This window comes from endosymbiont of Bathymodiolus septemdierum str. Myojin knoll, assembly GCF_001547755.1.
Taxonomy (GTDB): domain Bacteria; phylum Pseudomonadota; class Gammaproteobacteria; order PS1; family Pseudothioglobaceae; genus Thiodubiliella.
The window spans coordinates 529,863-544,556 of sequence record NZ_AP013042.1; the positions used below are offsets into that span (position 1 = coordinate 529,863).

General features: G+C 36.9%; 9 protein-coding genes. 7 read left to right on the plus strand and 2 right to left on the minus strand.

The genetic code is table 11. The annotated features are described in order from the left end of the window. Positions 1–3: 3 nt before the first annotated feature. Positions 4–2,208, minus strand: a complete 2,205-nt coding sequence (locus BSEPE_RS02820; RefSeq protein WP_083502961.1) for an Rne/Rng family ribonuclease — start codon at positions 2,206–2,208, stop codon at positions 4–6. Positions 2,209–2,539: 331 nt separating this feature from the next. Next, positions 2,540–3,259: a pteridine reductase gene (locus tag BSEPE_RS02825; RefSeq protein WP_066043833.1), complete on the minus strand. Its 720-nt coding sequence runs from the start codon at positions 3,257–3,259 to the stop codon at positions 2,540–2,542. A 14-nt stretch (positions 3,260–3,273) separates the two neighbouring features. On the opposite strand from BSEPE_RS02825, the gene BSEPE_RS02830 reads away from it, so the two are divergent. The 7 genes from BSEPE_RS02830 to ftsA all read left to right on the plus strand — a co-directional run bounded on the left by BSEPE_RS02830 (position 3,274) and on the right by ftsA (position 14,694). Further along, a complete protein-coding gene (locus BSEPE_RS02830; RefSeq protein ID WP_066043836.1) occupies positions 3,274–4,365 on the plus strand; it encodes a class I SAM-dependent methyltransferase in 1,092 nt (363 codons plus the stop codon). Further along, a complete protein-coding gene (gene pepN, locus BSEPE_RS02835; RefSeq protein WP_066043839.1) occupies positions 4,362–6,854 on the plus strand; it encodes an aminopeptidase N in 2,493 nt (830 codons plus the stop codon). Before BSEPE_RS02830 ends, pepN begins: the two co-directional genes overlap by 4 nt. Beyond that, positions 6,851–7,309 carry a CinA family protein gene (locus tag BSEPE_RS02840; RefSeq protein ID WP_066043841.1) on the plus strand — a complete coding sequence of 153 codons (459 nt, stop codon included), beginning with the start codon at positions 6,851–6,853 and terminating at the stop codon, positions 7,307–7,309. Before pepN ends, BSEPE_RS02840 begins: the two co-directional genes overlap by 4 nt. Positions 7,310–7,492: 183 nt before the next feature. Then, a complete protein-coding gene (locus tag BSEPE_RS02845) occupies positions 7,493–9,487 on the plus strand; it encodes a site-specific DNA-methyltransferase (protein ID WP_066043842.1) in 1,995 nt (664 codons plus the stop codon). Further along, the gene (locus BSEPE_RS02850; protein WP_066043845.1) at positions 9,487–12,375 is read left to right on the plus strand and encodes a type III restriction-modification system endonuclease; all 2,889 of its coding nucleotides are present in this window, start codon (positions 9,487–9,489) and stop codon (positions 12,373–12,375) included. Before BSEPE_RS02845 ends, BSEPE_RS02850 begins: the two co-directional genes overlap by 1 nt. A 77-nt stretch (positions 12,376–12,452) precedes the next feature. Continuing rightward, complete coding sequence (dusA, locus tag BSEPE_RS02855; RefSeq protein WP_231893522.1) at positions 12,453–13,439, plus strand: tRNA dihydrouridine(20/20a) synthase DusA; 987 nt, start codon at positions 12,453–12,455, stop codon at positions 13,437–13,439. Then, a complete protein-coding gene (gene ftsA / locus BSEPE_RS02860) occupies positions 13,432–14,694 on the plus strand; it encodes a cell division protein FtsA (protein ID WP_066043848.1) in 1,263 nt (420 codons plus the stop codon). Before dusA ends, ftsA begins: the two co-directional genes overlap by 8 nt.

Consider the following 14,694-nt stretch of genomic DNA (forward strand, 5'->3'; position numbering starts at 1 on the left):
TTCCTATTTGTTGCCGTCAGCGTCAGGGCTTGCGTCGATCTTGTTGCCATTAACTTTGGTTTCTTTTTTAACGACGACTGGCTTAATCTCCTTTTTAATCTCTTTTTTCTTTATTTCTACTGGCTTATCAGGGTTTTCCATTTTTATAACGACTTTTTCAGTCTTAACTTTATCTTTTGGATTGACCTTTTTTTCCTTTACTGCTACTGGTTTATTGGGATTTTCTATTTTTATAGCAGATTTTTCAACCTTAACTTCTGAGTTAATATTATCTTTTGGTTTAACTTCTTTTTTAGTCACAGGTTTTGGCTGAGGCTTTGACTTGACTTGCTTTTGTGGTTTAGGGTTTGCGTCATTCAATTTTTTCTGTTGAGGGTTACCTTTATTTTGTGACTTGCCTTGTTTTGGTTGATTGTTATTTTTCGGCTTCTGGCGTTGTTGCTGTTTATTTTGATTTCTATTTCTGTTTTGATTCCTGTTTCTATTTCGATTTTTATTATTACGCTTTTTATTTGTCTGATTTTTCTTCTTGTTGGCGCTAAATAACGACTTAAGTTTACTCCATAATGAAGTTGAAGGTTTTTTAACAACTGATTTTTTATGTTCAGGGACGCGTGTCGTAGGGTGGTTGGTGTTAATCTCTGGTGTCTCTCTATCGGTACTTAAGCCATTATCAGAAAGCGTATTTTGTGGCTTAGAAATACCTTGATAACTCTTATGGTGTGATTTTTTATCGCCTTTTTGCTTATTAATAGTAAAATCTGGGAACTGCATATAAGGATTAGGCAATAAGGTGATTTTAATGCTATGTTTTTCCTCTAAATGATTGACATCATTACGCTTTTCATTTAATAAATAAGTGATAACATCAACGCTAGATTGAATTGTTAATCTCTGTGTTTGATTAGAGGCGTTACAGCCGTCTTCTAGTTGTCTGAGGATGTTGAGTGCCAAACTTGGAACGGTTGGCGTAGTGCCACGACCATCACAAGCGGAGCAAGTTTTTTCTACTGATTCGGTGACTGAACTCATCAGACGCTGTCTTGACATTTCTAACAAACCAAAGCGAGAAATCGTACCAATTTGAATGCGTGCACGGTCTGAGCTGGTGGCTTTTTCCATGATCTTTTCAATTGACCTTTTGTGTTCTTCAGAAGCCATGTCAATAAAGTCAATCACTACTAAACCACCAATATCACGCAATTGTAACTGTATGGCAATCTCTTTTGCTGCTTCTAAGTTGGCGTTATAAGCCGTTTCTTCAATATCATGACCTTTGGTTGCACGGGCAGAGTTGATATCAATCGCAGTTAACGCCTCAGTTGGGTCAAATACAATTGTTGCACCTGAACGCAAAGAAACTTCACGATTAAAGACGCTTTTAACTTGCGCTTCAATGCCCATGTGGTTAAACAACGAATGTTCAGATGCGTCAAATTGCTTAACACGATCTAAGTAGTGCGGCAATACGAAACTCACGAATTCTTTGGCATTTTGGAAAGTGGCTAAATCGTCAATAATCACACTATCTGTGTCTTTTCTCAAATAGTCACGCAGGGTGCGAATAACGATGTCACTTTCTTGGTAAATTAAGAAAGGGGCTTTGCGATTTTCTGCAGCGGTATTAATTGAACCCCACAGTTCTGATAGGTAATCTACCTCCCACTGTAACTCTTCTAAAGACTTTCCAGCACCCGCAGTACGGATTATTAAACCAGAATTTTCTGGCATGGTAATTTTGTTTATAATTTCTTTGAGTTCTGACCTATCAGAAGCGCCGATTTGTCTTGAAATTCCGTGGCTCTTGGCGTTGTTTGGCGTTAAAATCATGTAAGCGCCAGCTAAGTTAATAAAGGTACTGAGTGCTGCACCTTTGTTGCTTCGTTCTTCTTTTTCTACTTGAACGATAATTTCTTGACCTTCTTTTAGAACATCAGAAATTGTTAATTTATCGCCTTTAGCAGTGGCATTTGCACGCAATGCTTCGGTAATTTCTTTAAAAGGTAAAAAGCCTTGTCTTTCTTTGCCGTAATCGACAAAAGCGGCTTCTAGGGATTGCTCAACACGGGAGATTTTACCTTTATAAATATTGCCTTTGTTTTTTTGATTAAGGCTGGTTTCTATGTTTAAGTCGGTGAGTTTTTTATTGTTGACAATCGCAACTCTGATTTCTTCCGAGTGCGTTGCATTGATTAAAATTTGGTTCATGGTTTTGTCCTTGTGTAAGGCTTTTTTCCACACATAGAGAATCAACACTGCTGTGCTGATGTTGAATTTTAGTTATGTTTATTAGATACATTGAATGTCTTAAAATCCTGATTTTACGGGGTTGTTAGCCCCATTTTTTAGTTCGTTATCTGCTAAAGTTAACGAACTTCTATGTTCTCGTATTGTGTGGCAAAAAAAAGCCAACTAATTAAATTATGTTGCTTTGTGATGTTTGTCTTGCACCCAAACTTCAAATTCTTTTCTTGACAGAAAACTATTATAAATCTTATGCCAAGCGTTTTGAATTATAGCATATATTTGGTTGTGACTTTTATTGATTTAATGTGCGTCCACCATCAACACTAATAATTTGCCCCGTAATGTAAGGTGAATTTGTCAAAAATAAAACCGTGTTAGCAATGTCTTCTGGCGAGCCTTGCTTATTTAAGGGGATTTTATTCAGCATTTTATTTTTTTGCTCATTACTCAGTTCTGCTGCATTTTCTGGCCATAAAATCGAACCTGGGGCAACGCCGCAAACTCGAATATTGGGTGCCAATTCTTTTGCTAAAGTTTGCGTCATCATTGCAACGCCCGCTTTAGAAATGTTATAAATTGCGTGATTTTTAAGTGGGCGTTGTGCGTGAATGTCAACGATATTAATGATACAACCTTGATTTTTTGACAAAGTTGCCGATAAAGATTTCGATAAAAAAAACGGCGCCATTACATTGGTGTCCATTATTTCTTGCCACTCGTTTTTACTTGCTTTTTGTATGGGTGTTGGGTAAAAAACTGAGGCATTGTTGACCAATACATCCAGTTTCTCAATAGAGTTTGCCAGTGTTTTTATCGCTTGTATGTCTGATAATTCTGCCTGAATAATGCTAACAGAATCCGCACGCATTTGATTGAGTTGGTTGGCTAACGCCTGTGCATCTTTACTAGAATTGCGATAATGAATGATAATATTGTAATCATTCGCATGTAGTGTTTTGACAATTTGTGCGCCAATACGCAATGCGCCACCTGTGATAAGAGCTGTTTTCATATAAAATACTTTTTATGGACTTAGAGCGAACAATTAAAAACACCATTATACAAAAAGCTAAGCCTATCGGGTTTGATGAATTTATGAATTTGGCATTATATTATCCTGCCAAAGGATATTACACTGGTGGTTCACAGAAATTTGGCGAACAGGGTGACTTCATTACTGCGCCAGAAACCTCAGATTTATTCGGATTTTGCTTAGCGCGACAATCTGCGCAAATATTAGCTAATGAAGATGATATATTGGAATTCGGTGCGGGTAGTGGTATATTGGCTGCACAAATTTTGTTTGAATTAGGGCGATTAGATAAGTTGCCTCGCACTTATTATATTTTAGAACTCAGTGCTGAATTAAAGCAAAGGCAAAAAGATACGATTAACAAAACCCTGCCAGAGTTGATAGATAAAGTGGTGTGGCTAAATAATTTACCCGAACATTTTTCCGGTGTTATTATTGCTAACGAAGTGCTGGATGCTATGCCTGCTAAACGCGTCATTAATAAAGGGGGCGAATTTTTTGAGTTGGGTGTGGATTGCCAAGACGATACTTTGGTGTGGCAAACATTGGGCGTTTATCAAAATGATAAAATGCAATTACCCACAGAAGTTACACAAGGCTACACCACCGAAGTCAACGAAAGGGCAATGGCATGGGTCAACAGCCTAAATGATTTTATGGACAAAGGTGTGGTTTTGCTGATTGATTATGGTATGGCGCGCGATGAATACTTCCATCCGCAACGCGGCGACGGCACTTTGCAATGCTACTATCAGCACAAAGCCAATGACAACCCATTTGAACACATTGGTGAACAAGATATTACCACTTCCGTCAATTTTTCAGATATTGCCGACCAAGCAAGCGCCAGTGGCTTTGTCATTGAAGGTTATGCCACACAAGCGATGTTTTTAATTTCTTTGGGTATTGACGAATATTTATTAGCCGAAAAAGACGAGAAAAAAAATGCACTTTTGGCGCAACAAGTCAAATTACTGGTGTTGCCAAGTGCGATGGGAGAGAGTTTTAAAGTATTGGCATTCAGTAAAAATACACAAGTAAAATTAGACGGTTTTAAAGAACAAGACTTAACTTGTAAATTATGAAATCTAAGCCACAACCTGTTTATCGTAAAGATTATCAACCAAGTGCATATTTAATCCACACCACAGAACTCAGTTTTGATTTGAGTGAAGTCGGCACAACGGTTACTTCAAAAATTGATTTTTATCAAAACCCCCAACTTATAAGCCCGGCGTCTAAGTTGTTTTTAGATGGTGTTGAATTAGAATTAATTTCTATTTTGGTTAATGGTATTGAGCCTAACTACAAAGTCAGTAAAGAGGGTTTAATGTTGCGTGATTTACCTAAAAATTTTATTTTAGAAATACAAAATAAAATCCATCCAGAGGTTAATACCAGTTTAAATGGCTTATACCAATCCAGTGGCAATTTTTGCACTCAGTGCGAAGCCCATGGTTTTCGTCAAATTACCTATTATTTAGACCGCCCCGATGTGCTTAGTATTTTCACGACGCACATCACTGCTGACCATGACAAGTATCCCATTTTGCTTAGTAACGGTAATCTCATCAGTCAATCCAACGGCAAGGTCACCTGGCACGACCCAAGTTTAAAACCGTGTTATTTATTCGCTTTGGTTGCAGGCGATTTTGCTGTGTTAGAAGATACTTATACAACGATGTCAGGCAAGGAGGTGGTACTTAAAATTTTCGTCCAAGCGCACAACATCGACAAAACCCAATTTGCCATGGATGCTTTGAAAAAATCCTTCAAATGGGATGAGGAACGCTTCGATTTAGAATACGATTTAGATATTTATATGATTGTCGCTGTCGATGATTTCAATATGGGAGCGATGGAAAACAAAGGCTTAAATATCTTTAATTCTACCTGCGTTTTAGCCAACACAAAAACTGCTACAGACGAAGATTTTATTAGAGTGGAGTCTATCATTGGTCACGAATATTTTCACAATTGGACGGGCAACCGCGTGACTTGTCGAGATTGGTTTCAACTCAGCCTAAAAGAAGGGTTAACTGTGTTCCGTGATCAAGAGTTTACTGCTGACTTGCATGCTCGCTCTATCAAACGCATTGAAGATGTTAGTGAGTTACGCACCCATCAATTCGCCGAAGACGCAGGGCCAATGTCGCACCCTGTGCGCCCAGAAAGTTACATAGAAATGAATAATTTTTATACGATGACGGTCTATGAAAAAGGTGCAGAAGTCATTCGTATGATTCACACTTTCCTTGGTGAAGAAGGTTTTCAAAAAGGTATGAAATTATATTTCCAACGCTTTGATGGGCAAGCCGTAACCATCGATGATTTTGTTGCCTCAATGAGCGACGCCAATGATTTTGATTTTACGCAATTCACGCATTGGTACACACAATCAGGCACCCCAGAAATTCACATCTCTACGCATTATAATAACGGCACTTATGTTACTACGGTCACTCAAGAAGACAATTATTTCTTGCCACTCGCCTTCGCATTGTTAGACAAATCTGGCAACGAATTAAAAGCTGGCGTACTCACCATTAAAGACAAAGAGCAGAATTTTGTCTTTAAAAATCTAACTGCAGAGCCTACCCCCTCGTGGTTTCGTGGTTTTTCAGCGCCTGTCAAATTAACCGACGATTTGACTTTTGAACAAAAAATATTCTTAGTTAAACACGACAAAGACAGTTTTAGCCAATGGGATAACGCACAGCAACTTTGGCAAACGCTTATCCTTACCCCTGGTAAAATTGATGAATCGTTGTTTTTTGATGCTATCGAATTCACCGTCAAAAATATCAAAGATAAATCTTTGGTATGCGAACTCCTTACCCTCCCATCGGAACGCGTTTTACACAACGCTCAGACCGTCATAGATGTATTTGACATTCACAACAAACGCGAGCGGGTTATCGAAAAAATCCGCACTCGATTCAAAGCACTATTTTTTGATTTGTATCAATCGCTAAACACCAGTCAAGCCTATGAACTGACTCCAGAGGCCGTCGGACAAAGAGCCCTAAAAAACATTTGTCTATTCTATCTCTCCGAAGATTCAGACATTGCCTACGCCCAATTCCAATCCGCCAACTGCATGAGCGACAAATTCGCCGCCTTCAAAGTCCTAACTGACACCGATAACACATACCGAGAGCAAGTTTTAGCGGATTTCTACCTAGCATTTAAAGACGACACCCAAGTAATGGATAAATTCTTTACCGCCCAATCTGCCAGTAGTATTTGCGATATAAAAACCATAAAAACTCTGATGCGGCACGAATTGTTTTCATTTAACACCCCAAATCGCCTCCGCAGCGTTGTCGGTACTTTTGCCCAAAACTACACCAACTTTCACAATCAAGACGGCTATCAGTTTTTCACCGATATTATCCTCAAACTTAACACCAGCAACCCTCAAATTGGTGCTCGCCTAGTTGCCGTTTACAACCATTGGAAACGCTACACACCAGCGTTAAAAGCCTTGCAAAAACAACAGTTAGAAAAAATCCTTAACGCCAAAAATCTATCAAAAGACATCTTTGAAATCGTCCAAAACGCCTTAAAATGACTAAGTTAGCACAATTATTAAAACAAAAAAAATACACCATTGCTGTGGCAGAATCCTGCACAGGCGGTAACTTATCCGCACTACTTACCCAGGAAAGTGGCGCATCAGTTTATTTTGACAGAGGTTTTATCACCTATAGTAATCAAGCAAAAATAGACATGCTTGGCGTGAAAACACACACTTTAGATACCCATGGTGCAGTTAGCGAACAAACCGCACTAGAGATGGTAGCAGGCGTTATTCAAAACTCTAATGCTGATATTGGTGTATCTATTACTGGTATTGCCGGACCAACAGGCGCAACAAAAGACAAACCTGTCGGCACAGTGTGTTTTGGCTTTTATGTCAATGGCGAGTATTTTTCTGCCATTGAGATTTTTTCAAATCAAGATAGGGCGCAAGTTATTCAAAGTAGCGTTGATTTTGTTATAGGTAAATTAACCAAATGGTTGTAGAATAGAAAAAAGTATAAAATTAAATCAGAAAAAGAAAAGGGCTTCTTAGGGTTTGCTATATAAGGAAATTTAAAAAGTTGTTTGAGGTTTTTAGGTGGTGTAATACAATGTAAAATATTGTTTACAAACTTAACATGGGTTTTATATATTGCAAAAATGGAATAATTTACTCACATAAAAAATATGAAAAAAGAAAAAACATTTGATAATTCGAACACAACGACTAACAGCACACAACTGGAAATATTAAAAACCAACTTTCCACAATGTTTTGACAAGAATGGCAGTTTTATCCCGCATAAAATGCAAGATATTGTTGCTAAAGACGGTATTAATCTTTCAAAGGAAAGTTATAGCCTAAATTGGCTAGGTAAATCTTATGCTAGATTGTTGGCAAACGAGCAACCGCTTACCTTGCTTAAAGAAGATAAAAACCATAACCAAAAACCTGAAAATATCAACAGTGAAAACTTGCTGATTAAGGGTGATAATTTAGAAGTATTAAAACATTTACGCCATGCTTATAGTGAGCAGGTGAAAATGATATATATTGACCCACCTTATAATACGGGTAATGATGGCTTTGTCTATCAAGACGATAGAAAATTTACCCCCGAACAACTGCAACGCTTAGCAGGGATTGACGAGGACGAGGCGCAACGGATTTTGGATTTTACCGCCAGCAATTCAAATTCTCATAGTGCGTGGCTGACTTTTATTTATCCACGGCTGTATATTGCCAGAGAATTACTCACTGATGACGGGGTGATATTTATTAGTATTGATGATAACGAGCAAGCACAGTTAAAACTGCTTTGTGACGAGGTGTTTGGGGAGGAAAATTTTGTTGCAAGTTTGGCAACTATTATGAATTTAAAGGGTAATAATGATGAGTTTGGTTTTGCTGGAACTCATGAGAATACGATTGTTTTTGCAAAACAGAAAGACAAAGCACTATTAAATAAATTTAATATAGATAAAGAAGAACTTGAAGATTGGTCAGAAGACGACCTTGGTTTTTATAAACAGGGTGCCAATTTAAAAGCAACGGGCATGAATGCCCCTAGAGAAAAGAGACCTAATTTATATTTTCCGATTTTTATAGATATAGAAAGCAGAATTTATATTACTGATAATAATGAACCGCCTAATTTTGTTGGAGAATTAACTACTCTATATCCAATCACAAACGGAAATGAAATGTCTTGGAGGTGGAGTAAGGATAAATTTAAAGAAGAAGTCAACAGTATTATTGTATCAAGAAATGGAACGATAGGGGTTTATAAAAAACAAAGACCGTTATTAGGAGATATGCCATCAAAAAAACCCAAAACAACATTTTACAAACCAGAATACAGTAGTGGCAACGGAACCGCTCAAATGAAAAAAATCTTTAATGAAAGGGTATTTTCCAACCCTAAGCCATTGCAGTTATTACAAGATTTTGTAGAAATTGGCTTAAATAAAAATGATATTATCCTAGATTTTTTCGCAGGCTCTGGCACAACCGCTGATGCCGTTATGCAACTCAATGCCGAGGATGGTGGCAATCGCCAATGTATCTCGGTGCAACTAGCTGAACCAATAGATGAGGCGAAAAACAAAACTGCCTATGATTTTGTCAAAGAGGAATTGGGCAAAGACAGTCCAACTGTTTTTGACATTACCAAAGAGCGGATTTTACGCGCAGGGGCAAAAATCCAACACGACAATAGCGAAAGCAAAGAGCCTAAAGATTTATCCCAGCAAGATTTTGGTTTTAAAGTCTATGAAACACTGCCAATGTTTGACGGTTATTTTGATGAAATGGATGAGTTAAATGCACAACAAGCTTTATTTGATGGCACAGAGTTATCAAGTGATGATTTAGCCGTGCTTTTAACCTCATGGATGGTAAATGATGGCATCAAACTCACTAAAAAGGTAGAAAAAATAACCCTCGATAAATACACAGGTTATTATGCGGATGAAAAACTCTATTTTATGGATAAAGGCTTTAGCACCGATGATTTAAAAGCTTTATTGGAAAAACTAGATAACGATAAAGACTTTCAGCCTAATAAAATTATTCTTTTTGGCTATAACTTTGAGAGCAAACACCAAAGAGAAATAAGCGAGGCTTTGAATAGTTATACCAATAAAAAACAGATTGAATTAGATAAAGTGGTGCGATACTAATGGCAGGGTTTAACTTTGAGCGAGATTTACCTCATCAACAAAACGCAGTAAATAGTGTATTGAGCGTATTTAACGGTGCATTTGCAAACCCTTTGCAAGACAAAGCACAAGCGAGTATCTCTAACCCCATTATTAAGTTTAATGACCTTAATAGACGCACAAGAAATATCGCACAATTACAAAAAGACCACAATATCAATACAGAATATAGCGATAAAGATAGCAACATCCTAGATATATCAATGGAAACAGGCACAGGAAAAACTTATACCTATACCAAGATGATTTTTGAGTTAAATAAAAACCTAAAATTATCAAAATTTATTATCGTTGTACCGACATTGTCAATCAAAGCAGGCACAGTGAATTTTCTAAATGCTAAAGCCACTAAAGAACATTTTAAGCAAGATTATAAGAAAGTGTTAAAAACCTATATTGTAGAGAGTAAAAAAACAAACAAGAATAAAAAAGCCACAATGCCACAAGCAGTGCGAGAGTTTGTAGAGGCTAGAGATAATACCAGTATCCATATTTTGGTTATAAACGGAGGAATGATTAACTCTGACACAATGGCTAAAACTTTTGATGTAAGCCTGTTTGATAAGTATTCATCACCCTTTGAAGCAATTCAATCAATTAAGCCGATAACCATTGTTGATGAGCCACATAAATTTGCCACGCAAAATAAAACATGGGAAAATATTAAAAAATTACAATCGCAATATATCTTTAGATACGGGGCAACCTTTAACGAACAATACGAAAACCTTTTATACCAATTAACAGCTGTCCAATCGTTTAATCAAAATTTAGTTAAAGGAGTGGTGGCGTATGTAGAAGAATTTATAGAGGGCGAAAAATGTTTTGTAACGCTTAAAAAAACCGATGGCACAGAAGCAGAATTTGAACTCAACACTAATGGCATAGAAACCACACATAAATTGCTAAAAAATGGCAGTTTGGCACTCATTCATAGTGAAATGTCAGGGCTAACGATTGAAAAACTTAATAAAACTATTGTGCTATTATCTAACGGGTTGGAACTTAAAAAAGGCAATAAAATCAATCCTTATAGTTACGCCCAAAGTATGCAAGAAAAAATGCTTAAACAGACTATATCCAAGCATTTTGAGATTGAAAAAGATTTATTAACCAGAGAGGCGAGGATAAAACCACTCACGCTATTTTTTATTGATGATATTGAAAGTTTTAGAAACAAAGATGGGCAGTTAAGAGTTTTTTTTGAAACAACCGTCAAGGCACATATTAAAAAACTACTCAAAACAGAAACTGATGATTTTTACAAAGATTATTTACAAAAATCTTTAAATGATTTATCGTTGGTTAGTGGTGGTTATTTTTCTAAAGACAACACCGATAAAGACGACAAAATACAAAAAGAAGTTAATGAGATTTTGCACGATAAAGAGTCGTTGTTAAGTCTGGATAATCCACGCCGATTTATTTTTTCAAAATGGACTTTAAGAGAGGGTTGGGATAATCCTAATGTTTTTCAAATCTGCAAGTTAAGAAGTAGTGGTAGCACGACCTCAAAATTGCAAGAAGTAGGCAGAGGATTAAGATTGCCTGTGAATGAATACATGGCAAGGGTAAAAGATGAAAATTTTGACTTAAATTATTATGTTGATTTTACCGAAAGTGATTTCGTTGATAATTTAGTCAATGAGATAAATGAGAAATCCAATAATGACTGGAAGGAAGACGCACCAAAACTAACCCAATTAATGATAGATGACATTAAAAATACTTATGGCGTTGATGAAAATGAGCTTTTAGAGAGGCTAGATGAATTGGATGCTATTAAACGCAGTAATGACTTTAAAGACGGTGGCTATAGAAAATTACAAAATTTATACCCAATTAACAACGCACTAGATAAGGGAAAAGTAAGGAATAACAATACAACAAAATCTAAAACTACAATCAGAAAAGCAAAATATCAAGAATTAAAAATATTGTGGGAAACTATTAATCAAAAAGTCGTCTTGGAGTATAAGATAGATAATGAAGAACAATTTTTGCAATTATTAACTGGCTATTTTAAAGATAATTTAAAGGAATTTAGACTTCAAGGAATAGCGTTAAAAACCCAAAAAATAGCATTTAATAACGCACAGGCTTATTACCAAGATTTAGATATTACCAAAAATGAATTAATACCTATTGTAACAATGGGTTATAAAGAATTTTTAATTGCCTTAGCAGGCAAAATTAATATTAATCTTAACACCATCCATAGCGTATTTTTAGGTTTAAAAGATAAATTAAATATTAATGATTACATGAACGAGCAGACCATCCGCATTATTAAAAATGGTTTTAATAAATACTTGCTAGATAATGCAATAGATAAGTTTCATATTGGATATAAGAGAATATCTAATGCAATTCATCCTACAAAGCTAACGGATAATCAAGGTAATGTGTTAAAAGAAATTAACGCCTCTGATGTTGGGGTGTTTGATGGTGATGATAGAGTGGCAGATAATTATTTATTTGATGAGTTGTTTTACGATTCAAACTTAGAAAAAGGAAATATTTTACAAAATATATCGAATATAACTGTTTTTACTAAAATACCTAAAAACTCTATCAAAATACCTGTGGTTGGAGGTTTTAGTTATTCCCCTGATTTTGCCTATGTAGTCAAGGATATACAAGGCAATCAAACTCTAAATTTGATTGTTGAGACTAAAGATAAAGCAAAAAGAGATTTATCTAGCGACGAATCTCAAAAAATAAAACATGCAGAGCAATTTTTTAATAATATCGGAAATAATGTTAAGGTTAAATTTGAGACACAATTTAGCGGAAATAAGATTTTAGAGATAATTCAAGAAAATATCAATCAATCAAACCTACCGTAATAATCCCATTTTATTGTTTATATTGTCGATGATAACAAACATATGTCCATTATTAGAGCTCGCCATCAAAGAGAAGATTGGCACATACATTAGACAATATTATGCATAAATCTTCAGTAGCACCGATGATGGATTGGACCGATAGGCATTGTCGATTTTTTCACAGATTGTTATCAAAAGAAGTGCAATTATGGAGTGAGATGGTGACCAGTAAGGCAATTTTGCACGGGGATAAAAATCGCTTACTGGATTATAGTGCGGCGGAACATCCGCTGGTGTTGCAGTTAGGTGGGAGTGAGCCACAGGAGATGGCGGACTGTGCGAAGATTGCACAGCAGTGGGGGTATGATGAAGTTAATATTAATGTCGGGTGTCCGTCGGATAGGGTGCAATCGGGGCGTTTTGGGGCATGTCTAATGCAAACGCCAAAGGTAGTGGCGCAGTGTGTGGATGCGATGAGGCAGGCATGCGATATACCAGTGAGTGTGAAGTCACGGATTGGCGTGGATGAAATGGAAAGTTATGAGGAATTGGTAGATTTTGTCACTCAGGTGAGTGAGGCAGGGTGCGATAATTTTGTAGTACATGCAAGAAAAGCCTGGTTAAAGGGATTGAGTCCTAAGGAAAATCGCACGGTTCCGCCGTTGAATTATGAGTGGGTTTATCAGTTGAAGCGGGATTTTCCACAGTTGATAATTGGGATTAATGGTGGAATTGCCAATATTACAGAGGCGAAAGAGCATTTGCAGCAAGTGGACAGTGTTATGTTGGGGCGTTCGGCGTATCATCAGCCGTATTTGTTGAGTGCAGTAGATGGGCAGATTTATGGCAAAAAAACGGACATATTGTCGCGTGAACAAGTATTATTGCAATTTATTGAATATATGAAAAAGCAAAATGCCCAAGGCGTGCCAATTCGGTCAATGACGCGACATATTTTGGGTTTGTATCACGCACAACCGAATGCCCGGAAGTTTAAACAGTTGTTGAGTGGCAAGACGGTTAAGTTGACGCATTTGTATGCATGGTTGGATTTTGTAGATGGGGTGGAATTAAGTGGCTAAAAGACATTCTAATGAGCATTATATTGTTGCTATTGATATCGGTAGCAGTAAAATTGTGGTTTTATTTGCAGAAGAGGGTGCGGGGGGCAGGTTGGAGATTTTTGGCCAAGCACAAGGTCGATCGGCTGGCGTTCGCAGGGGTCAAATTGTTGATATAGAAGCGACATCTATGGCTGTTCGGGCGGTTGCAGAAAAAGCTTACTTAAGTTGTAATACCAATATTGGGGGTGCGACAATTAATATTTCAGACCCAAACCTCAGGGTCTTTAATCTCACTACAAATACACATATGGATAATAGTGGCAGGGTTAAGGAAGCTGATGTAAAAAGAGTTATTAAGACGGCTGAAAGCGTCAAAATAGCAAAAGCTGAACGCCATATTAGCAGTGTAACACAGCATTATATTTTGGATAAGGACCCACATACCGGGCAAGGTGTTGTTGTTAGGCAACCGATTGGCGAAGAGGCAGAGATGCTAGAAGTGAATATGCACATTGTCGTCGCATCTGAACAGGGGGTGAAAAACATTGAAAGCAGTATTGAGTTAAATGATATAAAAGTGCTTCATGTTGTACCCAGTTCAATGGCAAGTAGTGAGCCTTATTTGACCCAAGATCAAAAAGATGATGGCGTGTGCTTGGTTGATATTGGTTCGGGTGTAATGGATTTATCAGTCTTTAAAAATGGCAGCATTGTACATAGTGAGGTGATTCAACGGGGCGCAGAGAGTGTTACGAGTGATATTGCTGATGCTTTTAATACGACTTTTGAGGAGGCAGAGCGTCTAAAATTAAAATATGGACAGGCGCAAATTACCCTTCCTGGAGAGGATAAACTCATTGAGTTTCAGCAAGTTAACGATATAAACGATTATTATTTATCACACCAATCTTTGATTAAAGTGATTGAATTGGCTTATTTAGATTTGTTTAAATTGATTAGAAATAGATTGAATAATGGAAAATATTATCGTTCCCTCAAAGAGGGGTTCGTTTTGGTGGGCGGAGGTGTTAAAATTGAAAACTGCGATAAGCTAATGTCTGGTCTTTTTAAAAAGAAGGTTAGAATCGGACATGTTAATACAGGTTTAATTCGCGTAAATACCAATTCAGTCTCTTCAAACGATGATTTGTTAGCGCCAGAATATGCTTGTGCACTTGGTCTGTTGCTGTTTGAGAATGACGAACATGGGCTTAAAGAGCGGCAATCTGTCAATAAAGCAGGATTTATCAAAAAACTTAAACTAAAATTTTAA

Coding starts and splice junctions, on each gene's coding strand:
- BSEPE_RS02820 (WP_083502961.1), bottom strand. CDS start 2,208: ATGAACCAAATTTTAATCAATGCAACGCACTCGGAAGAAATCAGAGTT.
- BSEPE_RS02825 (WP_066043833.1), bottom strand. CDS start 3,259: ATGAAAACAGCTCTTATCACAGGTGGCGCATTGCGTATTGGCGCACAA.
- BSEPE_RS02830 (WP_066043836.1), top strand. CDS start 3,274: ATGGACTTAGAGCGAACAATTAAAAACACCATTATACAAAAAGCTAAG.
- pepN (WP_066043839.1), top strand. CDS start 4,362: ATGAAATCTAAGCCACAACCTGTTTATCGTAAAGATTATCAACCAAGT.
- BSEPE_RS02840 (WP_066043841.1), top strand. CDS start 6,851: ATGACTAAGTTAGCACAATTATTAAAACAAAAAAAATACACCATTGCT.
- BSEPE_RS02845 (WP_066043842.1), top strand. CDS start 7,493: ATGAAAAAAGAAAAAACATTTGATAATTCGAACACAACGACTAACAGC.
- BSEPE_RS02850 (WP_066043845.1), top strand. CDS start 9,487: ATGGCAGGGTTTAACTTTGAGCGAGATTTACCTCATCAACAAAACGCA.